Origin of the sequence: Pseudomonas sp. Root569 (genome assembly GCF_001427465.1) — a bacterium.
In the GTDB taxonomy this organism is placed as follows: domain Bacteria; phylum Pseudomonadota; class Gammaproteobacteria; order Pseudomonadales; family Pseudomonadaceae; genus Aquipseudomonas; species Aquipseudomonas synxantha.
On record NZ_LMGQ01000013.1, the window covers coordinates 7,590 to 30,134 of the forward strand.

The 22,545-nt window shown below is 61.8% G+C and carries 26 protein-coding genes; 9 read left to right on the plus strand and 17 right to left on the minus strand.

Annotated features, from left to right (window positions below; all coding sequences use genetic code 11):
• Positions 1-1,241 precede the first annotated feature (1,241 nt).
• The 11 genes from phnN to ccmA all read right to left on the minus strand — a co-directional run bounded on the left by phnN (position 1,242) and on the right by ccmA (position 9,791).
• On the minus strand, positions 1,242-1,814 hold the full coding sequence (gene phnN / locus ASD70_RS13965; protein WP_046072689.1) for a phosphonate metabolism protein/1,5-bisphosphokinase (PRPP-forming) PhnN: 573 nt from the start codon (positions 1,812-1,814) through the stop codon (positions 1,242-1,244).
• A gap of 615 nt (positions 1,815-2,429) precedes the next feature.
• Positions 2,430-2,825, minus strand: coding sequence for a lipoprotein (locus ASD70_RS13970; RefSeq protein WP_046071627.1), 396 nt, complete (start codon positions 2,823-2,825; stop codon positions 2,430-2,432).
• Positions 2,826-2,840: 15 nt separating this feature from the next.
• Complete coding sequence (ccmI, locus tag ASD70_RS13975; protein WP_056846743.1) at positions 2,841-4,025, minus strand: c-type cytochrome biogenesis protein CcmI; 1,185 nt, start codon at positions 4,023-4,025, stop codon at positions 2,841-2,843.
• Positions 4,018-4,491, minus strand: coding sequence for a cytochrome c-type biogenesis protein (locus tag ASD70_RS13980; RefSeq protein ID WP_056846744.1), 474 nt, complete (start codon positions 4,489-4,491; stop codon positions 4,018-4,020). Before ASD70_RS13980 ends, ccmI begins: the two co-directional genes overlap by 8 nt.
• Complete coding sequence (locus ASD70_RS13985) at positions 4,488-5,024, minus strand: DsbE family thiol:disulfide interchange protein (RefSeq protein ID WP_046071624.1); 537 nt, start codon at positions 5,022-5,024, stop codon at positions 4,488-4,490. The genes ASD70_RS13980 and ASD70_RS13985 overlap by 4 nt, the downstream gene beginning before the upstream one ends.
• Positions 5,021-7,006: a heme lyase CcmF/NrfE family subunit gene (locus tag ASD70_RS13990; RefSeq protein WP_046071623.1), complete on the minus strand. Its 1,986-nt coding sequence runs from the start codon at positions 7,004-7,006 to the stop codon at positions 5,021-5,023. Before ASD70_RS13990 ends, ASD70_RS13985 begins: the two co-directional genes overlap by 4 nt.
• 3 nt (positions 7,007-7,009) lie before the next feature.
• Positions 7,010-7,477 carry a cytochrome c maturation protein CcmE gene (ccmE, locus tag ASD70_RS13995; RefSeq protein ID WP_056846745.1) on the minus strand — a complete coding sequence of 156 codons (468 nt, stop codon included), beginning with the start codon at positions 7,475-7,477 and terminating at the stop codon, positions 7,010-7,012.
• Complete coding sequence (gene ccmD, locus ASD70_RS14000; protein WP_003172771.1) at positions 7,474-7,650, minus strand: heme exporter protein CcmD; 177 nt, start codon at positions 7,648-7,650, stop codon at positions 7,474-7,476. Before ccmD ends, ccmE begins: the two co-directional genes overlap by 4 nt.
• Complete coding sequence (locus ASD70_RS14005) at positions 7,647-8,402, minus strand: heme ABC transporter permease (protein WP_046071622.1); 756 nt, start codon at positions 8,400-8,402, stop codon at positions 7,647-7,649. The genes ccmD and ASD70_RS14005 overlap by 4 nt, the downstream gene beginning before the upstream one ends.
• 88 nt (positions 8,403-8,490) lie before the next feature.
• Positions 8,491-9,159 (minus strand): heme exporter protein CcmB, encoded by a 669-nt coding sequence (gene ccmB / locus ASD70_RS14010; RefSeq protein ID WP_046072688.1) that lies wholly within the window; start codon positions 9,157-9,159, stop codon positions 8,491-8,493.
• Entirely contained in the window at positions 9,156-9,791 is a 636-nt protein-coding gene (gene ccmA / locus ASD70_RS14015; protein WP_046071621.1) for a cytochrome c biogenesis heme-transporting ATPase CcmA, read from the minus strand. Before ccmA ends, ccmB begins: the two co-directional genes overlap by 4 nt.
• Positions 9,792-9,991: 200 nt before the next feature.
• Between ccmA and fliK the strand changes: the two genes are divergently transcribed.
• Positions 9,992-11,569: a flagellar hook-length control protein FliK gene (gene fliK, locus ASD70_RS14020; RefSeq protein ID WP_056846746.1), complete on the plus strand. Its 1,578-nt coding sequence runs from the start codon at positions 9,992-9,994 to the stop codon at positions 11,567-11,569.
• Positions 11,566-11,895 carry an EscU/YscU/HrcU family type III secretion system export apparatus switch protein gene (locus ASD70_RS14025; protein WP_046071619.1) on the plus strand — a complete coding sequence of 110 codons (330 nt, stop codon included), beginning with the start codon at positions 11,566-11,568 and terminating at the stop codon, positions 11,893-11,895. The genes fliK and ASD70_RS14025 overlap by 4 nt, the downstream gene beginning before the upstream one ends.
• 125 nt (positions 11,896-12,020) lie before the next feature.
• On the opposite strand, the gene ASD70_RS14030 is transcribed toward ASD70_RS14025, so the two are convergent.
• Positions 12,021-13,247 (minus strand): molybdopterin molybdotransferase MoeA, encoded by a 1,227-nt coding sequence (locus ASD70_RS14030; RefSeq protein WP_056846747.1) that lies wholly within the window; start codon positions 13,245-13,247, stop codon positions 12,021-12,023.
• Entirely contained in the window at positions 13,231-13,770 is a 540-nt protein-coding gene (gene moaB, locus ASD70_RS14035; RefSeq protein ID WP_010211803.1) for a molybdenum cofactor biosynthesis protein B, read from the minus strand. The genes ASD70_RS14030 and moaB overlap by 17 nt, the downstream gene beginning before the upstream one ends.
• Before the next feature lie 76 nt (positions 13,771-13,846).
• Between moaB and mobA the strand changes: the two genes are divergently transcribed.
• Together mobA and ASD70_RS14045 are read left to right on the plus strand one after the other, a co-directional pair.
• On the plus strand, positions 13,847-14,449 hold the full coding sequence (gene mobA / locus ASD70_RS14040) for a molybdenum cofactor guanylyltransferase MobA (protein ID WP_046071617.1): 603 nt from the start codon (positions 13,847-13,849) through the stop codon (positions 14,447-14,449).
• A gap of 79 nt (positions 14,450-14,528) precedes the next feature.
• Positions 14,529-14,750: a YgdI/YgdR family lipoprotein gene (locus ASD70_RS14045; protein ID WP_005786486.1), complete on the plus strand. Its 222-nt coding sequence runs from the start codon at positions 14,529-14,531 to the stop codon at positions 14,748-14,750.
• Between the two features lie 55 nt (positions 14,751-14,805).
• Here ASD70_RS14045 and ASD70_RS14050 read toward each other — a convergent pair whose 3' ends face one another.
• The 3 genes from ASD70_RS14050 to ASD70_RS14060 form a co-directional block, all read right to left on the minus strand.
• On the minus strand, positions 14,806-15,696 hold the full coding sequence (locus ASD70_RS14050; protein WP_046071616.1) for a pseudouridine synthase: 891 nt from the start codon (positions 15,694-15,696) through the stop codon (positions 14,806-14,808).
• A 69-nt stretch (positions 15,697-15,765) separates the two neighbouring features.
• A complete protein-coding gene (locus tag ASD70_RS14055) occupies positions 15,766-16,101 on the minus strand; it encodes a hypothetical protein (protein ID WP_003189932.1) in 336 nt (111 codons plus the stop codon).
• Positions 16,102-16,175: 74 nt separating this feature from the next.
• Complete coding sequence (locus tag ASD70_RS14060) at positions 16,176-16,412, minus strand: glutaredoxin family protein (protein WP_046071615.1); 237 nt, start codon at positions 16,410-16,412, stop codon at positions 16,176-16,178.
• Between the two features lie 154 nt (positions 16,413-16,566).
• On the opposite strand from ASD70_RS14060, the gene ASD70_RS14065 reads away from it, so the two are divergent.
• Positions 16,567-18,303, plus strand: a complete 1,737-nt coding sequence (locus ASD70_RS14065) for a cation:proton antiporter (RefSeq protein WP_046071614.1) — start codon at positions 16,567-16,569, stop codon at positions 18,301-18,303.
• Here the strand turns inward: ASD70_RS14065 and ASD70_RS14070 are convergent.
• Positions 18,290-19,498, minus strand: coding sequence for an ammonium transporter (locus tag ASD70_RS14070; RefSeq protein ID WP_056846748.1), 1,209 nt, complete (start codon positions 19,496-19,498; stop codon positions 18,290-18,292). The two genes, ASD70_RS14065 and ASD70_RS14070, sit on opposite strands and share 14 nt — an antisense overlap.
• A 344-nt stretch (positions 19,499-19,842) precedes the next feature.
• Between ASD70_RS14070 and ASD70_RS14075 the strand changes: the two genes are divergently transcribed.
• The 4 genes from ASD70_RS14075 to ASD70_RS14090 all read left to right on the plus strand — a co-directional run bounded on the left by ASD70_RS14075 (position 19,843) and on the right by ASD70_RS14090 (position 22,402).
• Entirely contained in the window at positions 19,843-20,157 is a 315-nt protein-coding gene (locus ASD70_RS14075) for a DUF883 family protein (protein WP_046071612.1), read from the plus strand.
• Positions 20,158-20,162: 5 nt separating this feature from the next.
• A complete protein-coding gene (locus ASD70_RS14080) occupies positions 20,163-20,567 on the plus strand; it encodes a phage holin family protein (protein ID WP_043050447.1) in 405 nt (134 codons plus the stop codon).
• Complete coding sequence (locus ASD70_RS14085; protein ID WP_046071611.1) at positions 20,564-20,905, plus strand: hypothetical protein; 342 nt, start codon at positions 20,564-20,566, stop codon at positions 20,903-20,905. Before ASD70_RS14080 ends, ASD70_RS14085 begins: the two co-directional genes overlap by 4 nt.
• 165 nt (positions 20,906-21,070) lie before the next feature.
• Positions 21,071-22,402, plus strand: coding sequence for a deoxyguanosinetriphosphate triphosphohydrolase (locus tag ASD70_RS14090; RefSeq protein WP_046071610.1), 1,332 nt, complete (start codon positions 21,071-21,073; stop codon positions 22,400-22,402).
• Positions 22,403-22,545: the final 143 nt, after the last annotated feature.

A 22,545-nucleotide genomic window follows, 5' to 3' on the forward strand; every position in this document is an offset into this window, starting at 1 on the left:
GGTGCCGCCGGACGCGGCTCCGGCCTTGGCTGGGGTTGCGGATAGGGTTCTGGCCTCGGCTCCGGTTGCGGATAAGGCGCGGGCCTSGGCTGMGGTGCCGGACGCGGCTCCGGCCKTGGCTGGGGTTGCGGATAGGGTTCTGGCCTCGGCTCCGGTTGCGGATAAGGCGCGGGCCTGGGCTGCGGATACGGCTCAGGCCTCGGCTGCGGCGCCGGACGCGGCTCGGGCCTTGGCTCAGGATACGGCTCAGGTCTCGGTTGCGGCGGCGGACATGGTACGGGCCGCGGCGGCTGCGGGCGCGGACAGGGTTCTGGCCTTGGCGGTGGACACGGGCGAGGTCTGGGCTGCGGTTCTGGACAGGGTTCAGGCCACGGCCTCGAAGGTGGACACGGATTGGGGTTGATAGATCCCCCACAGCGACTCATTACCTGCCTGAATCCGTTAAGACTTTCCGTCAGCCCGTTTACTACGCTACTTTGACTTTGAAAGCCGTTGAAAACACTCTTATTAGTACTTCTAGAGGGATGCCTATCGACATGATAGTCCTCACTCTCCAACGGGCTGTAGAACAGACTGAATGCAGGGGTATTACGAGGGAATGGAATAGAGGCAGTGTGACGACCACTATCCATGTTGGACTTATTCGTTTCACCCGTTCTGCTCAGAGCATTAAATTGTCTTGGGACACTGGAAAAGCCATCACTTCGAGACCCCACACTGGAAACATTAACCTGCATTTTCAAATCCGCCTATCCAAGTTGAAATAATTAAAATCAATGTAGTCTGCCGAGGGCAAAATTCGCTGTAAAAATATACGAGCACGCGATCAACGCGGCGTTAAATTCCCACAATCAAAAACACCAGACAACACTTCATCTATTTCAACTTAAAACGTCACTTCATGTACGTTAGACCGATTTCACGACACCACAAAAATACATTTACCCACAACTAAAAACCTCACAAAACGTGCACAATTATAAAACCTTGCAACATATAATCTTGAAAATTTCAGAATGACGCAACACGGATAAACACTCACACAACAGCATTCCCCAACAAACGGAAAATCGAACACGAATGACTTTTTACCGCACTTGGCGATTACCAATGAATACGGTGAGCTCCGAGGTCACGACCCCGTACCGCCAGCCCCTCCTATTCAGACGAAGCCAACCCGCATGCCGCGCATTCGCAACCGTACGCCCGAACTTGCCATGCATCGCCGTTGCCGAGCAGGGTCAGGCGCATACCGAGTGCCCGTGGTCCAGGCAGCACAGCAGACGGGCGACGGTATGTTCCAATGGGCCCGAGTTATCCAGTACAAACAAGCCCGCGCCATTACCGGTGATCAGCGCGGCGGTGAACCGCGCGTTGCGCGCCAGGCGTTCTTCGATGTCCGCCGGGGACTCTCGTCCCCGTGCGATCAAGCGCTGGAGCAACACGGCCTGATCCACCGTCAGCAGCAGCACCAGCAACGTCGGATAACGCTTGCGGGTCTGCGCCAGGTGGGCGCGGGAGCCATTGACCAGCACATCGTCCCCCGCTGCCAGCCAGTCGTCGATCTCACGAGGAATTCCATAGGACAAGCCATTGGCCTGCCAGCTCAAGGCAAACGCGCCCTGGGCATCCATCGCCGCAAACTGCTCCGGGCTCACCCCTTGCGCCGCTTCGCCCACTGCCTCCGCCGAGCGCGTGATCACCCGGCGCACCATGTGGCAGCCGCGCTCGACCAAGTGCGGGCGCGCAGCATCCAGCAGGCTGTCCTTGCCCGAACCCGATGGCCCGATGAGATAGATCAACCTGCCTGCCATCAAAACACCCTCTTGGCTTATCCAGACTTGTTGTACCACCGACAACCCTTCGCGGCTCCTGGCTTGCATCAGGTTGGTCGGGGAGTAGTCACTGGAAAGTATATCCAGCAATCGCGCGACGACCAGACCGGCGGCGGCCACCTTACCCGAGTGCGACTCACCGCGCACCACGTATGCGCCACGCGCAATAAAGGACTTTACCTACGGCCAACCATCCGCAAGATCTCCATTATGCCGAACGAGCTGTGCGCAGGAGGCCGTGCCCCAACCAGGTTTCCATCCCTGGTCGACCGCCTGCGCACAGCTCGCCCTGTTTGACCCACCCCATCAGTGACTGAACCACTGCAATCGGGGCTGGCAGACCGTTTTTCAGCCCACGACGATGTAATCCCCTGCGCTTTCAGGATGGCCCCACCAATCCCGACTTCGCCGCCCGGCTGCTTGATGGCGCACAGATCTACTGTGGGAGGGGGCTTGCTCCCGTTCGCGGTGTATTCAGCTAATCATTGACTGACCTAACGCTACGGGAGCAGGGCCCCTCCCACATTTGCCCGGCGGTGATTGCCAGAGTGCATTTCAAGGCCATGAAAAAGGCGACCCGAGGGTCGCCTTTTGTCATTGTGCGTACTGCTTGCTCAAGCCCGGCGGTACGCCTTGTACGTTGGTTTCTTCCCAGGGCCCGTTGGGGCTGATGGAGCGGCTCCAGCCGTTGCTCCAACGATAATAAGTGCGCTGGCGGTAGAAGGTGTCGGGCTGGTCGTCGAGCACGTAGACCTGCATCTTGCCGTCCCAGTGGCTGGCGGCGCCTGGGGGTGGAGCGAAGGTGGGCGATTTGGTTGGCAATGGCTTCGGCGGCGGGGTCACCGGGCCAGACGGCTTGGTGCTCGGCTGGGTCGACGGTCCCGACGGCGGGATGGTCGGGCCGGTGGGGGACGGCGGTGGGCGGTGGACCGCACAAGCGCTCAAGCCAAGTACCAGGCTAAGCAGGGTGATGCGTGCAAATGCGGTCATGGGCGTTTCCTCGATTTACTTGTCCGGACTGTCGATGGTCAGCTGCTGCGGCGCAGTGGTGCTGCTGGCCAGGGGTTGGGTGCGGCCGATCCATTCGCCAGTGGTCGGAACACCTGCCCGGGATATGCGCGCAACCAGTTGGACTTCGGGGAAGTTGGACAGTTTCAACTGCGGCATCATTGCATCGGCATCGCCCAGTTCAACGGTGATGGGCAGTTCGGCGACGGTGACGCGCCTGGCCGCCAACGGTGCCGGTGGGCCGGAGACGGCGCGGGCGAAGATGAACACGCTGTCGGTCGGCAAGGTTTTGGCTTTCGCCTCGGCGGACAGGTCCACACGCACTGTCATGACTGCCTTGTGCGCGACCGTACCGCCGCTTTCCTTGAGCTTCTCGGCAGCGCGATCGATACCGCCTTGCAGCGCCACACGGGAATTGTCTTGCGCCGGCAGTTGCGCCAGCAGGCGGTTCCAGTAGTCGATCGCCTCCTGGTAACGCTGGCCTTCAAAGGCGGCGATACCCAACAGGCCAAGGCTGGTGACTTCCTTGGGGTCGAGCTTCAACGCCTCGTCGGTCAGCGCCTGCACCTTGGGCGACCACTGTTTGTTGTCGGCAAAGTATTGCGCCTGGGCCCACTGGCCGAGCAATTCAGGCTGGCGCCCGGCCAATGCCACGGTACGCTCGAAGACTTTGGCGGCATCGGCGGAACGGTCCTGGGCCATGTAGGCGCGGCCCAGGAAGTATAGGCCCTCGGCCGAGTCCGGCTGGGCTGCCGCGGCACGTTCCAGGCGCTGGGTCATGTCGGCCATGGATACCGGCGGCTGGGAGAACTCACGGGTCAGTTCGACCTTGTCGCTCGCCCCATAATGCAGGTACAGCACAACGCCGAGTACGGGCACCAGAAACGCCGCCAAAAACGGCAAGGGTTTACCCAAGCGCGATTCACGGGGCTTTTCCACGCCTTCGGTATCGGCCAGCAGCTCACGGGCGGCTTCGGCGCGGCCGGTGTCCAGTTGCGCGGCGTTCAATACACCTTCGTCCTGCTGCACTTGCAGCTCGGCAACGCGCTCCTGATACAGCGCCACGTTCAGCGCGGTGCGATCCTCCTCACGCTGGGCACGGCGGCCGCGCAGTACCGGGATGAGCAGAAAACTCAGGGCAATCAGAAGCAGCAAGCCGGCTGCGAGCCAGAAATCAATCATCAGTCTTGGTGTCCAGCAATTGGTCGAGACGTTTGCGCTCTTCAGGGGAAAGCGCATCGGAACCATCGGTCGGCGCGGCGCGGCGGCGACGCACGATCACCGCCATCACCACGACGCCGGCCAGCAGCAGGCCGGCAGGGCCGAACCAGAGCAGCGCGGTCTTGCCGGTGAGGGCCGGTTTGTAGCGCACGAAATCACCGTAGCGGTCGACCATGAAATCGATGATCTGCTGGTCGTCCTTGCCCTCCCCCAGCATGCGGAAGATCTCTCTGCGCAGGTCGGTGGCAATGGGTGCGTTGGAGTCGGCGATGTCCTGGTTCTGGCACTTGGGGCAGCGCAGTTCCTTGGTCAGGTCGCGGAAACGCTCGCGCTCGGCGTCGTTGGCAAATTCGTAGGTGTCGATGGCAGCGTGGACCACACCGGCCAGGCCCAAGGCCAAGACAGCGGCGGCTAACAGACGCTTCATGGCTTAGCCTCATCGACCAGGGCCTGGTACTTGGCGGCCAGTTGCTCGCGCCACACCACCTCGTCGATCACGCCGACGTACTTGTCGCGGATCACGCCCTTGGCGTCGATGAAGAAGGTTTCCGGTGCGCCGTACACGCCAAGGTTCAAACCGAGGTTGCCGTCCTCATCGCGGATATCCAGCTGGTACGGATTGTGAAACTCGGCCAACCATTTCAACGCGGCTGCGTTGTCGTCCTTGTAGTTGATGCCGTAGATCACCACGCCCTTCTCGGCCAGCTTGTTCAGCACCGGATGCTCGACGCGGCAGGAAATGCACCAGGTCGCCCACACATTGACCAGCGCCGGTTTGCCCTGCAAGTCTGCCTGGGTCAGGATCTTGTCGCCCTGCACCGTCGACAGGCTGAACGCCGGGAACGGCTTGCCGATCATCGCCGAAGGCAGCTCGGCCGGGTCCAGGTACAAACCGCGATACAGGAACACCGCCACCAGCAGGAACAACGCCAGTGGCACCACCATCAACCAACGCTTCATACCGCAGCTCCCATACCCAGTGCTTCACGCACCCGGCTCTTAACCTTGACCCGATAACGCCGGTCCAGCGCCGCGAGCAAACCGCCAAAACCGGTGAGCAGACCGCCGAACCAGATCCAGCGCACGAAGGGTTTGACATGCACCCGCACGGCCCAGGCGCCGTCGCCCAGGGGTTCTCCGAGGGCCACATACAGGTCACGGGTGAAACCGGCGTCAATGCCCGCTTCGGTCATCATCGAACTCTGCACGGTGTACAGGCGTTTTTCCGGGTGCAGCACGGCGATTTCCTTGCCATTGCGCACCACGCGCACCGTGCCTTTGTCTGAGGTAAAGTTCGGCCCTTCGAAGTGCCTGGCGCCTTCGAAGATGAAGTGGTAACCGGCCAAGTCCATGGATTCGCCCGGCGCCAGGCGCAGGTCGCGCTCGGCGCTGTTCTGGCTGGACAGCACCACGCCGAGGGCGCACACCGCGATGCCGATGTGGGCGATCTGCATGCCCCAGTAGCTGCGGGTCAGGGTCGGCAGACCTTTGAGCAAACCTTTGTGACGGGTCTTGTCGACGATGTCACGCACACCGGCCAGTAATACCCAGGCGGCGAGCAGGAAGGTGGCGAGCACTGCCCAGTTGAAGTCGCCGTAGGCAATACCGGCGACCACGGCCAGCGCAACGCTGCCGAGCAGCACCGGAGCGAGCATGCCCACCAGCCATTTCACCGGAGTGTCTTTCCAGCGCACCAGCACGCCCACCGCCATCACCACCATCAACAAGCCCATCAGCGGGATGAACAAGGCATTGAAGTACGGCGGGCCCACGGACAGTTTGGCGCCGCTGAGGGCATCCAGCACCAGCGGGTACAGGGTACCGAGCAGGATCATCGACGCGGCCACCACCAGCACCAGGTTATTGCCCAGCAGCAGGGTTTCCCGCGACCACAGGTTGAAGCCGACCTGGCTCTTGACCACCGGTGCACGCAGGGCGAACAGGGTCAGCGAGCCGCCGACCACAAACAGCAGGAAGATCAGGATGAACACACCGCGCTCGGGGTCAGAGGCAAACGCATGCACCGAGGTCAGCACGCCCGAACGCACGAGGAAGGTGCCGAGCAGGCTGAGGGAAAACGCCGCGATGGCAAGCAACACGGTCCAGCTCTTGAACACGCCGCGCTTTTCGGTGACCGCCAGGGAATGAATCAGCGCAGTGCCCACCAGCCAGGGCATGAACGAGGCGTTTTCCACCGGGTCCCAGAACCACCAGCCGCCCCAGCCGAGTTCGTAGTAGGCCCACCATGAGCCCAAGGTGATACCGATACCGAGGAAGGCCCAGGCAACGATGGTCCATGGTCGCGACCAACGCGCCCACGCCGCATCCAGGCGCCCGCCGAGCAAGGCGGCGATGGCGAAGGCAAAGGCCACGGAGAAACCGACGTAGCCCATGTAGAGCATCGGCGGATGCACGATCAGGCCGATGTCCTGCAACAGCGGGTTGAGGTCATGCCCGTCCGCCGGGATCTGCGGCAGCATGCGGCTGAACGGGTTGGAGGTCATGATCAGGAACAGCAAAAAGCCAATGCTGATCATGCCCATCACCGCCAGCACCCGCGCCAGCATGACTTGCGGCAGTTGGCGTGAAAACACCGATACGGCGAAGGTCCAGCCACCGAGGATCAACGCCCACAGCAGCAACGAACCTTCGTGGGCGCCCCACACGGCGCTGAACTTGTAATACCAGGGCAAGGCGCTGTTGGAGTTGTTTGCGACATAGGCGACGGAAAAGTCGTCGGTCATGAAGGCGTAGGTCAGGCAACCGAAGGCGAACAACAGGAAGGCAAACTGGCCCCAGGCGGCCGGCTGCGCCAGGCTCATCCACAGGCGGTCACCGCGCCAGGCGCCAAGCAATGGCACCACGGCCTGGACCACGGCAAAGCACAGGGCGAGGATCATCGCCAACTGGCCCAGCTCCGGAATAAACAGTGCGGACGTCATCACTTAGCCCTCCTTGGCAGGCTGCGAATTCGCGCCAGGCGCGGATTGGCCGCTGTCTTTCAAGGCCTTGGTGACCTCTGGCGGCATGTACTTCTCATCGTGCTTGGCCAGTACTTCGTCAGCCACCACCACGCCATCGGCATTGAGTTTGCCCAGGGCGACGATGCCCTGGCCTTCGCGGAACAGGTCGGGGAGGATGCCGCGATAAGTGATGGTCACGGCCTTATTGAAATCGGTGACCACGAAGGTCACATCCAGGGAGTCGCCGGAGCGCTTCAACGAACCCTGCTCCACCATACCGCCGGCGCGGATGCGCGTGTCCAGCGGGGCTTCGCCATTGGCGATCTGGGTCGGGGTGTAGAACAGGTTGATGTTCTCCCGCAGGGCGCTCATCGCCAGGCCCACGGCAATACCCACACCGGCCAGGATGGCAAGGATGATCAACAGACGCTTTCTACGCAGCGGATTCACTTTTCGGTCTCCCGGCGCAGACGTCGCGCCTCTTGTTGCAGGTAACGCTTGCGGGCCAGGATCGGCGCGGCGACGTTGAGGGCCAGCACCGCCAGGCAAATGCCATAGGCCGTCCAGACATACAGGCCATGGTGGCCCATGGCGAGAAAATCACTGAAAGAAGCAAAACTCATCCACGCACTCCCAGGCTGGTTTGCACTTCGGCTTTTACCCAACTGGTGCGGGCTTCACGCTTGAGCACTTCAAGGCGCATGCGCAGCAACAGTACGGCACCGAAGAAGCAGTAGAACCCCAGCACCATCAGCAGCAGTGGCGCCCACATTTCCACGGGCATCGCCGGTTTTTCGGTGAGGGTGAAGGTGGCGCCCTGGTGCAGGGTGTTCCACCACTCCACCGAGTACTTGATGATCGGGATGTTGATCACGCCGACAATTGCCAGCACCGCGCAGGCCTTGGCGGCGCTGTCGCGGTTGCTGATGGCATTGCCCAGGGCAATCAGGCCGAAGTACAGGAACAGCAGGATCAGCATCGAGGTCAGGCGTGCGTCCCACACCCACCATGAACCCCAGGTGGGCTTGCCCCAGATTGCACCCGTGACCAGCGCCACGGCGGTCATCCACGCGCCAATCGGCGCGGCGCATTGCAGGGCCACGTCGGCCAGCTTCATCTTCCAGACCAGGCCGACGATGCCGCATACCGCCAGCATCACGTAGCAGGACTGGGCCAGCATCGCGGCAGGAACATGGATATAGATGATGCGAAAGCTGTTGCCTTGCTGGTAGTCGGGCGGCGCGAAGGCCAGGCCCCAGACCAGGCCGATGCCGATCAGCAACACGGCGGCGACGCTCAACCACGGCAGCAACTTGCCACTGATGCCATAAAACCATTTGGGCGAGCCGAGCTTGTGAAACCAGGTCCAGTTCATTGCAGTTTCCATCACGGGTGCTTTTCGTCGTGGCGAGAAGCTCAGGGTCTTTACTGACTCAACGTCATCAACGCCGGGTCAGACCTCATTATTCGCCGACGCTGATTTTCAGGCCGGCGGCTATAGCAAAGGGTGTCAGGGTTACCGCCAGGGCGGTCAGGCTACCGAGCCATAAGAGGTAACCGGTCGCCGGCATGCCCATTAGCGCGGCTTGCAAAGCGCCGCTGCCGAGGATCAATACCGGGATGTACAAAGGCAGAATCAGCAGGGCCAGCAACAGGCCACCGCGCTTCAAGCCTACGGTCAGCGCCGCCCCTACGGCTCCCAACAGGCTCAGGGTCGGCGTGCCGAGCAACAAGGATAGAAGCAACACCGGCAGGCACTCGCTGGGCAACCCTAGCATCATCGCCAGCAAGGGTGAGAGCAGCACCAGCGCCAGGCCGGAAAAAGCCCAGTGTGCCAGTACCTTGGCCAGCACCAGAAGTGGCAGGGGGTGCGACGAAAGGACCCACTGCTCCAGGGAACCGTCTTCGAAATCACTGCGAAACAGCCCGTCCAGCGAGAGCAGGACCGATAAAAGCGCCGCTACCCACACCAGCCCTGGGGACAAGGTTTGCAACAGTTTAGTCTCCGGGCCGACCGCCAGCGGGAACAGCGCGATCACAATCGCAAAGAACACCAGCGGATTTGCCAGCTCGGCCGGGCGACGGCACAACAGCCGCGCTTCACGCGCGACCAACAGGGCAAACACACTCATGCCGACCACCGCCCGAGGTCCAGCTCGCGAAACCCCGCGGGCAGGCGCGTCAGGGTGTGGTGGGTGGTCAGTACCACCAGGCCGCCTTTCTCGCAGTGCTGGGCCAGGTGCTCTTCGAGTTGGGCCACGCCCTGTTTGTCGAGGGCGGTGAAGGGTTCGTCGAGGATCCACAGCGGCGGACCGGGCAGGTACAAACGCGCCAGGGCCACGCGGCGCTGCTGGCCGGCAGAGAGGGTGTGGCAGGGAACGTCTTCGAAACCCTTGAGGCCCACTGAGGCCAGGGCCTGCCAAATCGCGTCGCGGGAAGCGGGGTGATGCAGGGCGCTGAGCCAACTGAGGTTTTCTTCAGCGGTGAGCACGTCCTTGATACCGGCGGCGTGGCCGATCCAGATGAGGTTGCGCGCCAGTTCGGTACGTTGTTCGTGTAAAGGCTTGCCGTTGAGTCGGATTTCACCTGCCGTGGGCTGCATCAAACCGGCCATCAGCCGCAGTAGGCTAGTCTTGCCGCTGCCATTGGGCCCGCTGATTTGCACCATGTCGCCGCCCGCCAACCGCAGCTCGAGTTGCTCGAACAACAGGCGCAGGTCGCGTTCACAGGCAAGCGCTACGGCTTCAAGAAGAGGGCTGGTCAAGAGATCGCGGGCCTTTACGGTTCAAGTCGGCGGTGCAGCGGCCGTTATAGAGAAATGCACAATAACGGCTTTGGCGACCGATTTTAGAGAGCTGGATCAAATAGTTGTGAGGTTTTTACCGCTCTCTTTGCAGACGGGCGGCATTATACATGCGATGCCCTACTCTAAAGAGGGCAATTTCCCCAGAGACGACGTGCACGATGACCGGCGAGATCAACCTACCTCCACTGCCTCCAGCCCCAGCGCCCAAACCTGCCCCGCTGCCTGCGGCGGGTGAGCTGCTAAAGCTGCTGGAGCCGCAGGCCGGCCTGATCGGCCCAGGGAAAACTGTGAACGCCGAGGTCATCGCGCTGAAACAGGGCAGCGAAGCCTTCCAGTTGTTGCTCAAATTGACCCTCGAAGGCGGTCGCCAGACCCTGGTACAGGCCAGCAGCGCCCAGCCCTTGCCATTGGGCAGCAATGTGGCGGTGAGCCAGGCGCCTGCGGGCAACCTGGCCATCACCTTGCAGCAGACCATGAGCGCCAACGTCGCCGCCCTCACCCGCCTCGATACCTCGCAAATGCCGGTGGGCACGCTGCTGCAAGCCAAGGTGCTGACCACGCAGATGCTGCCCCAGGGCACGGGGCAGCCGGCGATCTATCGCTCGCTGGTGAGCGTGCTCAATAACGCCCTGGCCGGCGCCACCCTGACGCTGGAAAGCCCTCAGCCCCTGCGGGTTGGCAGCTTGCTCAGCGCCGCGGTGCAGAACGCGCAAACCCTGAGCTTCGTGCCATTGAGCGGCTTGAAGGACCAACTGGCCGTGGCGCAACAGCTTGCTACCCAGCAGAGTCGCCAAGGCTCGCTGGATGCCGTATTCAGCGCCTTGCAAAACCTGCCCCGTGGCGACAGCACCTCCGCCGACCTGCGGGCCGCTGCCGAGCGTTTGTTGGCGGCATTGCCCGACCTGGCGCAGGTCAGCAACCCCAAGGTACTGGCGCAGGTGATCCAGAACAGCGGTGCTTTCCTGGAAGCCAGGCTGCTCGCCGGGCAGAACCCGCAGATCCCGCCGCTGGATATGAAAGGCGCGCTGTTGCGGCTGGTCGCGGACCTGCTGCCCACCCTGCCCGCCAGCACCAACCTGAATGCCATCCTCGCCGCCAATACCCTGGCCCAGGTGCTGCCAAATTTTGTCCGCAGCCCGTTGAACACCCTCGGCCAGGTCGGTGCCCGGCAGATACCGGCAAGCTTCCCGCTGCCCGAGCGGCTCATGGCCAAACTCGAAGGTGAAGGCGACCTGGAGAACCTGCTGCGCCTTGCCGCCGGCGCGATCTCCCGCTTGCAGAGCCATCAGCTGTCGAGCCTGGAACAGACCGGCACCACCGCCGACGGTCGCCTGCAAACCACCTGGCAGCTGGAAATCCCCATGCGCACCCTGCAGGACATCGTACCGTTGCAGGTCAAGTTTCAGCGCGAGGAGCCGGCGCCGGACAAGGATCAACCCGAGCGCAAGGACAAAAAGGAGCCGAAACAGATGCTCTGGCGCGTCGAACTGGCCTTCGACATGGAGCCGCTGGGGCCGCTGCAAGTCCAGGCGCAATTGACCCAGGGCAAACTGTCCAGCCAGTTGTGGGCCAGCCGCCCATTCACGGCCAGCCTGATCGAAAGCCACTTGGGCAGCCTGCGCGAACGCCTGGTGTCGTCGGGGCTTGACGTCGGCGACCTGGATTGCCACCTGGGCACCCCGCCACGCGGCCCCAAAACCGGACTGGAACAACGCTGGGTGGATGAAACCGCATGAAGAACGCCGTCCCGCCCCGCCAGGCCATTGCCCTCAAGTACGACGGCCAACAAGCCCCCACCCTGTCCGCCAAGGGCGATGACGCCCTGGCCGAAGCCATCCTCAAGCTGGCCCGGGAAAACGAAGTACCCATCTATGAAAACGCCGAGCTGGTGAAGCTGCTGGCGCGCATGGAACTGGGAGATAGCATTCCAGAAGAGCTGTACCGCACGATTGCCGAGATCATTGCGTTTGCATGGACGCTCAAAGGCAAGTTCCCGGCAGGGTACGACCCGGATGCGGGGCCGGTGGAGCGGGATGTCACTGAGCGTGGCGACGATTACTGAGTAGCCGCAGGCGTACCAAGATCTACTGTGGGAGGGGGCTTGCTCCCGATAGCGTTATTACAGCCTACATATCTGGGGGCTGATACACCGCTATCGGGCCCCCTCCCACATTTTTTGATCTGTGGTCAGTTCAGGACTTCGCTCAGGGGGATGAAATTGACTTGGTCACCGATATCCAGCGTCGTGCCTTCCATCACCTCCACAAACCCCTCCGCCCACGCCGCGCTGCGCAGCACGCCGGAACTCTGGTTGTGGTAGATGACCGCCTTGCCCTGCTCGATACGCCCCCGCAGGTATTCGCGGCGATTGCCAGGCTTGGGCCAGTTGAACCCTGCCGGCACCTCGAAACGCAGCGGCTCTACCTGCGTCACACCTTGGCGGCGTAGCAGATAGGGGCGCGCCAGCAGCGCAAAGGTCACCAGGGTCGAGGCCGGGTTGCCTGGCAGGCCGATAACCGGCACGCCACGGAAATGCCCGAAGGTCAGCGGCTTGCCTGGCTTGATCGCCAGCTTCCACAGTGCCAGCTCGCCGTCTTCACGCAGGGCAATACCGAGGAAGTCCGCTTCGCCTACCGACACACCGCCGGTGGACAGGATCAGGTCGACGCCGCCCAGGCCCGCCAGGCGCGTGCGGGTCTGTTCCAGGTCATCCGGCAGGATCCCGGCATCGATCACTTCACAGCCCATGCGTGTCAGCCAACTGCACAGGACGCGGCGGTTGCTGTTGTAGATCTGCCCGGGGCCCAGCGGCAACCCCGGCTCGATCAGCTCATCGCCGGTCGACAGTACGGCTACACGCACGCGGCGCACCACGTCGAGACGATCACGCCCGAGGGACGCGGCCAGGCCCAGCTCGATGGGACCCAGTCGGGTACCGGCGGTGAGCACGCATTCACCGACCGTGGTTTCCTGGCCCTGGGGGCGGATGTTGTCGCCCGCTTGCATCTGCTCGGTAAAACTGACGCGCTGGTCGGCATGCACCACGGCGTTTTCCTGCATTTGCACGCAGTCCGCGCCCTGAGGCACCGGCGCGCCGGTAAAGATACGGGCGCAGGTGCCGGGCGCCAAGGGCTCGGGCGCATTGCCGGCGAAAATGCGTTGGCTCACTACCAGCGGTTCGCCGGTCCAATCCGCCAGGCGCACGGCGTAGCCGTCCATGGCGCTGTTGGGCCAGGGCGGCAGGTCAAGTGTGGAGATCAGGTCCTGGGCCAGCACCCGGCCATCGCACTCATCCAGGGGCAGCGCTTGCTGCTCGCTGATCGGCGCGGCTTGGGCCATGGCCAGCAAACGCTGCAAGGCTTCTTCCACCGGCATCAGTGCGCCGGTCTTGCCCGGCTTACCCACGGGATTCACAGGGTTCAGCCTGCTTGAGATGCGGGACGAAGTTGCACGGGCGGTGACGGTTATCCAGTTGCTCGGCGAGGATGCCGTCCCAACCGGTGCGCACGGCGTTGGTGGAGCCCGGCAAGCAGCACACCAGGGTGCCATTAGCCAGACCAGCGAGGGCACGGGATTGCACAGTGGAAGTGCCGATATCGGCCACGGAGATCTGGCGAAACAGCTCGCCAAAGCCATCGACCTGCTTGTCGAGCAGGCAGCTCACGGCTTCAGGGGTGCTGTCACGGCCAGTGAAGCCGGTGCCGCCGGTGATCAGCACGACTTGCACAACGTCTTCTGCGATCCAGTGGGCAACCTGGGCGCGGATCTTGTAGAGGTCGTCCTTGAGCAGTACGCGCTCGGCCAGGTGGTGGCCGGCGGCAGTCAGGCGGTCAACGAACACCTGGCCGGAGGTGTCAGTGTCCAGGGTGCGGGTGTCGCTGACGGTCAATACTGCAATATTCAGGGGTACGAAGGGCGCATCGGCCTTGGCTTTCATGGCACGGTCCGGTTGTCGAAGGAACAGCCCGATGTTATATCACAGGCCCCCATTTACGTGCCGCAGCGGAACCACCATGTCTCTTGAATCTTCACCCCTGCCCTGTTCGATCCTGCTGTTGGCCGGTGGTCGCGGCCAACGCATGGGCGGCCAGGACAAAGGGCTGCTGCAATGGCAGGGCGAACCCTTGATTGCCCACCTGCAACGGCTGGCCCGGCCGCTCACCGATGACCTGATCATCTCGTGCAATCGTAACCATGAACGCTACGCGCCCTATGCCGATCAATTGGTGAGCGATGACAACCCGGACTTCCCCGGCCCGCTTGCCGGTATCCGCGCCGGACTGCTCGCGGCACGCCATGAGCATCTGCTGATCCTGCCGTGCGATGTGCCGCAGATCGATGGGCGACTGCTCGCCGACTTGCGTGAGACCGCCCAACGCAACCGACAGTTGCCGGTGATGGTACGCCAGGGCGAGTTCTGGGAACCCCTTCTGTGCATCATCCCGACCAGCCTGAAAAACCAAGTGGAGCAGGCCTGGCAAGCGGGTGAGCGCAGCCCGCGCAAGATCTTGCTGGAACTGGGTGGCGTGGCCCTGCAATGCCCGCCCGATGACCCGCGCCTGGCCAATCTTAATACACCCGAGCTGTTGCACCCACGGGCTGGCGTGTCAGAATGAGCCTTGCACAAGGAACTTTGCCGACGTCCCATACGTCACAAGGTCAGCATTTTAAAAGTATTCTCTCGGAGACAAACTCATGACTCAACGGACCATCGCCGCTCTCATGCTTGCACTGGGCCTCGCCACCCTCGCCGGTTGCGCTTCGCCAACAGTGATCACCCTGAATGACGGTCGCGAAATCCAGGCCGTCGACACCCCGAAATTTGACGAAGATTCGGGCTTCTACGAATTCCAACAGCTTGACGGCAAGCGCACCCGCATCAACAAAGATCAGGTTCGCACCGTTAAAGACCTGTAAGCCTCGACGCTTGCACACAAGGCCCGCCTCGCGCGGGCCTTGTTGTTTCTGGGGGTTACCAGTCGAGGGTGATCCGGCTGCGGAAACTGCGTTCTTCACCGCTCACCGGGTCGATAAACCGCACGCCTTGGGCCAGCAGTTTCAGGGGGTTGGCGTAGTCATCCTCAGCATCCTTGATCACCTCGGGGTAGAACGGGTCATTGCAGATGCTCGCGCCGAGCGCGGTCATGTGCACGCGCAGCTGGTGCTTCTTGCCGGTCACCGGGAACAGGCCGTAGCGCCATAAACCAGCGTTTTTCTCTCTTACTTCAACGGCTGTCTCAGTGTTGCTGGCGCCCGGCCCCTCCTGCATGCGAAAGAATGGTTCGCCATCCACCAGCCGGCTTTTATGCACCAACGGAAAGCTGAGGTTCGGCAAGGCTGGGGCGATGGCTTCGTAGATTTTATCGATACGCCGCGTGGGAAACAGTTGCTGATACGCCGAGCGGCTTTGCGGGTTGGCCGAGAACAGCACCAGCCCCGCCGTATGCCGGTCGATACGGTGCAGGGGCACCAGCGCGGGGTTGTCCAGGCGCCGGATCAGGCGACGCAGCAGCGTCTGCTCAACGTACTCGCCAGCAGGCGTAACCGGCAGGAAATGCGGTTTGTCCGCCACCACCAAGTGTTCATCGGCGTACAGGATGCTTTCCTGTACCGGGATCACTTTCTCGTTGGGCACTTCGCGAAAGTAATAGATGCACAGGCCTTCCTTGTAGGCCAGGTCCAACCTGATCGGGCTGCCATTGATATCCAGAACCCTGCCCCGCGCAATCCGGTCCAGCCATTGTTCGCGGCCGATGGCCGGGAAGTGCTCGCACAGGCAATCGAGCACCGTCGCCCATGGGCCTGGGGGCAGATACAACGTACTGGCTTGGTGCTGGGAAGGGGAAAAACCGGAAGTGGACATGCAGATGCTCGAAGCCTGGGAAACAGGCGGGCATTATCCCGCATGGCGCACGATTGCCTAGGGCCTATCTCAGGCCTTGGCCAATTGCGCCCGCAGGACCGGCGACGCGCTCGCGGCCTCGGTAAACTCCTTGAGCCAGCGCAATACGTCCACCGCTTCCCAACGGCCTGGATCATACAGTGCGTAAAGCAAGCCCTGGTAACCCACCACATCCAGCTGCTTGTGATAACCGGCACGCTGGAACAGCGCCTCGATTTCCGCAAAGCAGGTGTTGAAATGCACCTTGTTAAACGGCGTCTTGCCTTCCGTGACCAGGCCATCGAGGCGCAGCTCGTTTACCGCGTCGCGCACGACGTCGGCGGACATGCGATTGACGCTGCTCTTCAGTTGTTCAACATTCACCACGGGCGTTCCCTCTATTCAATCGCTGTACGAATATACAGTAACGTAATATTTGGAAACTCGCCATCGCATAAATATCAGCGCAGGAAGGCGACGACCTGATCACTGTCGAATGGCCAGTCCAGTTCCGCCCCGGTGTCGACCCGTCGCAGTACCGGGATCCTTAGGCCGTAGGCTTCGGTCAGGTCTTCTGGATCGGCGATATCGATCAATTCAACCATCAGACCGTGGTCGACCAACGGCATGAGGACCTCTTCCGCAAGTTCACAAAGGTGGCAACCCAGGGTGCCGAACAGCTGGCATTCAGGAGGCATGACGAAAGAACCCGGTCAGAAAAACAAGTGATCATTCTAAACCCGCTCGCCCCATGAAATCCCATTGCCGACAAAACACCTGACCCAGGTCACCATGGCCTATAACTGATTCAGCGATTCTCGCGGCTTTTTTGCCCGCTCACCTGCAACGGAGATGCTTGTGTTTGCCAACCTGCTGATCATTCTGGCCTCATCCCTGGTGGTGATTGCGCTGTTTCGCCGGCTGCAACTGCCGCCCGTGCTGGGCTACCTGTGCGTGGGCCTGGCGGTGGGTCCGACTGCTCTGGACTGGGTGAACGATAACGAGGACCTGCCGGACCTGGCCGAGATGGGCGTGGTGTTCCTGCTGTTTTCCCTGGGCCTGGAGTTTTCCCTGTCGAAAATGTTTGCTCTGCGCCGCGTGGTGTTTGGCCTGGGCAGTTTGCAGGTGCTGGGCTGCGGGGCGCTGCTGGGTGGCCTACTGATGGGCTTTGGCCTGGCGCCGGGCATCGCGCTGTTGCTGGGTGCAGGGTTGGCGTTGTCGTCCACGGCCATCGTCAGCAAGGAATTGACCAGCCTCGGTGAGATCTTCAGCAGCCATGGCCAGAATGCGATTGGCGTGCTGCTGTTCCAGGACGTGGTGGCGGTATTGCTGCTGACGCTGGTGCCAGTGTTCGCCGGCAGCAGCGACCAAGCCTGGTACTGGGCGCTGCCACTGACCCTGGGCAAGACTGTGGTGTTGTTCGTGGGCCTGTTATTCGCCAGCCGCTGGTTGCTGCCGCGGTTGTTTCGTGAAGTCGCGGCGTCCCATTCGGCGGAGTTGTTTGTATTGCTGGCGCTGGTGATTGTGTTGCTCACGGCCTGGCTCACCCATCTGCTCGGCCTGTCCCCTGCCCTTGGGGCGTTCCTGGCCGGCATGTTGCTGGGTGAAAGTCATTATCGTCACCAGATCGAAGCGGATATCCGACCGTTCCGAGACATTCTGCTGGGGCTGTTTTTTGTCAGCATCGGCATGTTGATCGACTTGCAGCTGTTCATCAGCCATAGCCTGTTGATCCTCGGCCTGACCCTCACGCTGATGCTGGTCAAAGGTTGCGTAGTCGCCACACTCGTCAAGCTGCGCGGCAGCGACACTGAGACCGCCTGGCGCAGCGGCCTGGCCCTGGCCCAGGGTGGCGAGTTCTGTTTTGCGTTGATGGCGCAGATGCAACAGAGCCGGCTGATTCCAGATCAATTCAACGGGCTGCTACTGGCCGCCACGTTCTGTTCGATGCTGTTGACGCCATTGCTGTTGCGCGCCGCGCCGGCCATTGCCCTGCGCCTGCACCGCAAGCCCAACCAGCAGGTGCAACTGGAGCAGATCACCGCGCTCAATGCGCAACTGCACGGGCATGTGGTGATTTGTGGTTATGGTCGGGTGGGCCAATCCATCGGGCGTTTTTTGCGCCGCGAACACCAGGCGTTTATCGCCCTGGATGACGACCCCGCACGCGTACACGAAGCCGCCACCGAGGACAGCAGCGTGCATTACGGCGACTGCCGCCGTGGCGCCTTGCTCAGTGCCGTCGGCCTGGAGCGGGCGCGGTTGGTGGTGATCGCCGTAGACAACAGCGATGTCGCCCTGCTGGTGCTCAAGGAAGCGCGGCGGATCAACCCTGAGGTGCCGATCCTGGTGCGCACTCGCGATGACAGCCAGTTGGCTGAGCTCAAGGCCGCCGGTGCCAGTGAGGTGGTGCCTGAGCTGCTGGAATCAAGCCTGATGCTCGCCTCCCACGCGCTGATCCTGCTGGGCCTGCCGGACCAACAGGTACAGGCGCGGGTCGATGAAGTGCGGCACAACCACTATCGCCTGTTGCACGGATTCGATCCGCAGCCCCGCACGGACGAAGAGGCGCCAATCAATCCTGACTGACTGCGCCAATCTTGTGGATCGACAGGTCGGCACCGTAATACTCTTCTTCCTGGCTCAGGCGCAGGCCGTGCATGCGCTTGATCGCGCCGTACACCAGCAAGCCGCCGCCAAAGGCCACCACCACGCCAAGGCCGGTGCCGATCAACTGGCTGATCAGGCTCACGCCGCCCAGCCCACCCAGGGCGGTCTGCCCGAAGATGCCGCAGGCGATACCGCCCCACACCCCACATAAGCCATGCAAGGGCCATACACCCAGCACGTCGTCGATCTTCCAACGATCCTGGGCAGCGATAAAACACCACACAAACAACCCTCCGGCAATGGCCCCCGTGACCAGCGCGCCCACCGGGTGCATCAGGTCGGAACCGGCGCAGATCGCCACCAGCCCGGCCAATGGGCCGTTGTGCAGGAAGCCCGGGTCGTTACGCCCGATCACCAGCGCAGCAACGATGCCGCCGACCATGGCCATCAACGAATTAACCGCCACCAGGCCACTGACCCCATCCAGGGTTTGCGCACTCATCACGTTAAAGCCAAACCAACCCACGAGCAGGATCCACGACCCCAGCGCCAGGAAGGGGATGCTCGACGGCGCAAACGCCACCAGGCGCCCTTCTCGATAACGCCCGTTGCGCGGGCCCAGCAGCAACACGGCTGCCAGCGCCAGCCAACCGCCCATGGCGTGTACCACCACGGAACCGGCAAAGTCGTGGAAGCCGGCACCGAAGGTTGCGAGCAGCCAGGCTTGCAGGCCGAAGTTGCCGTTCCACACCATGCCTTCGAAAAAGGGGTAGATGAACGCCACGATCAGCGCGGTGGCGCACAGCTGAGGAGCAAACTTTGCCCGCTCGGCAATACCGCCAGAAATGATGGCCGGAATCGCCGCGGCAAAGGTCAGCAGGAAGAAAAACTTCACCAGGCCGTAGCCATGATCGGCACTGATCACGGCTGCTGGTTGCATGAAGTTCACGCCATAGGAGATCCAATAGCCTATAAAGAAATAGGCCAGGGTTGAGATCGCGAAGTCACTGAGAATTTTCGACAAGGCGTTGACTTGGTTTTTCTGGCGCACCGTGCCGACTTCCAGGAAGGCAAAACCGGCGTGCATGGCCAGGACCATGACCGCACCAATCAGGATGAACAGGGTGTTGGAGCTATGGACAAGGGTGTCCACCGCACTTTGCAAATTTTCCATGGAGGTTGGCAGGCCTGCATCAAGGCAAAAAGCACCAAAGCGGTTCAAGCCAGGGTTTTGCGCACTAAATTGGCACCGGTAACCCCACCCTTGATAAGAGGGCGTGAACCGCTTTAGCGCAGCGATCAACACACAGGCCGTTGCCGACAGGGTTTTTCCGCGGGTTTGAGTGATTTAGGGTAAGGTTTTTCAAGGCTTGCGCCACGACCGCCCGGATTCAGCGCAGGCTCAAGGGCCTGCGCACCAAGGCAAAGCAAAAGCTGTACCACACAATTGCACTGAACCTTCGGCGAACCCCGCGACTCGAAACCACACGTACAGATCAGCCACACACGGAGACAACCATGGCCGGTAAAACAGCAAAGACTGCTCAAGAGATACTGATGGCGGATTTTCAAACCCTGGTAAGTGACACCGAAAGGTTGCTGGACGACACCGCTGTGCTGGCCGGTGACCAGGCCGATGAGCTGCGCACCAAGATCCACGAGAGCCTGCTCAAGGCTCGCGAGACCCTGCAGTTGACCGAAGACTCGCTGCGTGAGCGCAGTCAGGCGGCGATCACTGCCACTGAAGACTACGTACAAGCCAACCCATGGCAGTCGGTCGGTATCGCTGCCGGCGTGGGCTTTTTGATCGGTCTGCTGGCTACAAGGCGCTAACTATCATGTCTATCGGCGAATCCAGCTCATCAACGAGCGCACACTCTTCAGGAACCAGTTCCACCTCCCGACGCCTGGGCGCTGCTGTGCTGGGCTTGCTGCACAGCCATGTGGAATTGTTCGGCATCGAATTGCAGGAGCAAAAGGCCCGCACCGTCAGCCTGTTGCTGTTTGCCGGGCTGGCGCTGGTGTTTGCCCTGCTGTTGCTGGTGGGGCTGTCGACGCTGGTGATGATCCTGGTATGGGACACCGGCTACCGACTGACCGGGATCATCTGTCTCTGCGTGTTCTACAGCCTGGCCGCCGCGTTCTGCGGGGTGCGCTTGAAAGCGGCGGTGTTCGATGAGTCCACGCCCTTCCACGCCACGCTTGAAGAGCTGGCCAATGACCGGGAGCGCCTGCTGCCATGAGCATGACTGAGATCCCGCAAAACACCTCCCGCCGGGAAATGCGCAAGGCCCTGATCCGCCTGCGCATGGAAATGCACCGCCAGGAAATCCGCCATGAGTCCCAGCAACTGATGGCGCCCCTGCAAAAAATGCGCAATATGCGCCACAATTGGCAGGACAGCCTGGGCATCAAGCACGCGCCACTGTGGGGCGTAGCGGCGGTGACGCTGATGGGCTTCTTTACCGGCAAGGGCGCCAAAGGTGGCAGTATCAGCAGCGTGACGCGACTGGTACGGTTAGGTGCCGGGTTGATCCCGCTGATCAAACTGGCTATGCAAGGCGCTTCGCGCAAAAACTGACCTGCGTGAGTCAAAGACCGTAATGACCCGATATGTCCTGGTCATTGCGGTTTTTTGCGCTGCCTGTTAATTGATATCGACACTGGCGACCGTTGGATTCGCTTGCCCCAGCGAGGCCGAACCGGGAAGCTGGACCTGTCATTCACCGTACGGAGAGTACCCGCCTTGGATTGGCCCACCCTGCTGACCCGCGAACGCCTTGGAAAGCCGCTGCACAGCCCGGAAGAACTGGGACGCAGCCCCTTTCACAAGGACCACGATCGCATTATCTTCTCCGGTGCATTCCGGCGCCTGGGGCGCAAGACACAAGTGCACCCGGTATCGAGCAATGACCATATCCACACGCGTCTGACCCACTCGCTGGAAGTCAGTTGCGTCGGGCGTTCCCTCGGCATGCGCGTGGGCGAAACCCTGCGCAGCGCCCTGCCCGACTGGTGCGACCCGAGCGACCTGGGCATGGTGGTGCAATCGGCCTGCCTGGCCCATGACATCGGCAACCCGCCGTTCGGACACTCCGGTGAAGACGCCATTCGCCACTGGTTCCAGCAGGCCGCCGGGCGCGGCTGGCTGGATGACATGACCAGCGCCGAACGCAATGACTTCCTCAACTTCGAAGGCAATGCCCAGGGCTTTCGGGTACTGACCCAGCTTGAATACCATCAGTTCGACGGCGGCACGCGGCTGACCTATGCCACCTTGGGGACTTATCTCAAATACCCCTGGACTGCCCGCCACGCCGACTCACTGGGCTACAAGAAACACAAGTTCGGCTGTTACCAGAGCGAGCTGCCGATTCTTGAGCAGATCGCCCACAAGCTCGGCCTGCCCCAACTGGAAGAGCAACGCTGGGCCCGTCACCCCCTCGTTTACCTGATGGAGGCCGCCGACGACATCTGCTACGCGCTGATTGACCTGGAAGACGGCCTGGAAATGGAGCTGCTGCAGTACGCCGAGGTCGAGTCGCTACTGCTGGACCTGGTCGGCGATGACCTGCCACAAACCTATCGCCAGTTGGGCCCGCTGGACTCGCGGCGCCGCAAACTGGCGATCCTGCGTGGCAAGGCCATCGAACACCTGACCAACGCGGCAGCAAGGGCGTTTGTCGAACAGCAGGACGCCCTGCTCGCCGGCACACTGCCGGGCGACCTGGTCGAGCACATGCACGGCCCGGCAAAACGCTGCGTACTCGATGCCAAGGACATGGCGCGCAAGAAAATCTTCCAGGATAAACGAAAGACGCTGCATGAAATCGGCGCCTACACCACCCTGGAAATCCTGCTGAACGCCTTCTGCGGTGCGGCCCTGGAACAACATGGCGGGCGTACCCCGTCGTTCAAGAACAGGCGCATTCTCGATTTACTGGGCAATAGCGCACCGGACCCGGCCTGGCCATTACATGCTTCGTTCCTGCGGATGATCGACTTCATCGCCGGCATGACCGACAGCTACGCCACAGAAATGGCGCGGGAAATGACCGGGCGCTCCAGCCCTCAATAACAACTCGACCACGCATCCTGTTCCCTGAAGAGAATCGCCCTACGATGGGAACAGAGCGGCCTGATCGAATTCGTACATACACCCGAAGAATAATCACGCACGCTCTTAACGGACCAGCCGAGCAACTCCTCCCCCATCGACGC

What these genes read in the sequence shown, in the direction of transcription:
- ASD70_RS14075 (WP_046071612.1), top strand. Translation starts at nt 19,843, where the DNA reads ATGGCCGGTAAAACAGCAAAGACTGCTCAAGAGATACTGATGGCGGAT.
- ASD70_RS13990 (WP_046071623.1), bottom strand. Translation starts at nt 7,006, where the DNA reads ATGACGTCCGCACTGTTTATTCCGGAGCTGGGCCAGTTGGCGATGATC.
- ASD70_RS14080 (WP_043050447.1), top strand. Translation starts at nt 20,163, where the DNA reads ATGTCTATCGGCGAATCCAGCTCATCAACGAGCGCACACTCTTCAGGA.
- ASD70_RS14060 (WP_046071615.1), bottom strand. Translation starts at nt 16,412, where the DNA reads ATGCCTCCTGAATGCCAGCTGTTCGGCACCCTGGGTTGCCACCTTTGT.
- ASD70_RS13985 (WP_046071624.1), bottom strand. Translation starts at nt 5,024, where the DNA reads ATGAAGCGTTGGTTGATGGTGGTGCCACTGGCGTTGTTCCTGCTGGTG.
- ASD70_RS14050 (WP_046071616.1), bottom strand. Translation starts at nt 15,696, where the DNA reads ATGTCCACTTCCGGTTTTTCCCCTTCCCAGCACCAAGCCAGTACGTTG.
- ccmD (WP_003172771.1), bottom strand. Translation starts at nt 7,650, where the DNA reads ATGAGTTTTGCTTCTTTCAGTGATTTTCTCGCCATGGGCCACCATGGC.
- ASD70_RS14025 (WP_046071619.1), top strand. Translation starts at nt 11,566, where the DNA reads ATGAAGAACGCCGTCCCGCCCCGCCAGGCCATTGCCCTCAAGTACGAC.
- ccmI (WP_056846743.1), bottom strand. Translation starts at nt 4,025, where the DNA reads ATGATTGATTTCTGGCTCGCAGCCGGCTTGCTGCTTCTGATTGCCCTG.
- ASD70_RS14070 (WP_056846748.1), bottom strand. Translation starts at nt 19,498, where the DNA reads ATGGAAAATTTGCAAAGTGCGGTGGACACCCTTGTCCATAGCTCCAAC.
- ASD70_RS14005 (WP_046071622.1), bottom strand. Translation starts at nt 8,402, where the DNA reads ATGAACTGGACCTGGTTTCACAAGCTCGGCTCGCCCAAATGGTTTTAT.
- ASD70_RS13970 (WP_046071627.1), bottom strand. Translation starts at nt 2,825, where the DNA reads ATGACCGCATTTGCACGCATCACCCTGCTTAGCCTGGTACTTGGCTTG.
- ASD70_RS14065 (WP_046071614.1), top strand. Translation starts at nt 16,567, where the DNA reads ATGCTTGTGTTTGCCAACCTGCTGATCATTCTGGCCTCATCCCTGGTG.
- ASD70_RS13980 (WP_056846744.1), bottom strand. Translation starts at nt 4,491, where the DNA reads ATGAAGCGTCTGTTAGCCGCCGCTGTCTTGGCCTTGGGCCTGGCCGGT.
- ASD70_RS14085 (WP_046071611.1), top strand. Translation starts at nt 20,564, where the DNA reads ATGAGCATGACTGAGATCCCGCAAAACACCTCCCGCCGGGAAATGCGC.
- ASD70_RS14045 (WP_005786486.1), top strand. Translation starts at nt 14,529, where the DNA reads ATGACTCAACGGACCATCGCCGCTCTCATGCTTGCACTGGGCCTCGCC.
- fliK (WP_056846746.1), top strand. Translation starts at nt 9,992, where the DNA reads ATGACCGGCGAGATCAACCTACCTCCACTGCCTCCAGCCCCAGCGCCC.
- phnN (WP_046072689.1), bottom strand. Translation starts at nt 1,814, where the DNA reads ATGGCAGGCAGGTTGATCTATCTCATCGGGCCATCGGGTTCGGGCAAG.
- moaB (WP_010211803.1), bottom strand. Translation starts at nt 13,770, where the DNA reads ATGAAAGCCAAGGCCGATGCGCCCTTCGTACCCCTGAATATTGCAGTA.
- ccmB (WP_046072688.1), bottom strand. Translation starts at nt 9,159, where the DNA reads ATGAGTGTGTTTGCCCTGTTGGTCGCGCGTGAAGCGCGGCTGTTGTGC.
- mobA (WP_046071617.1), top strand. Translation starts at nt 13,847, where the DNA reads ATGTCTCTTGAATCTTCACCCCTGCCCTGTTCGATCCTGCTGTTGGCC.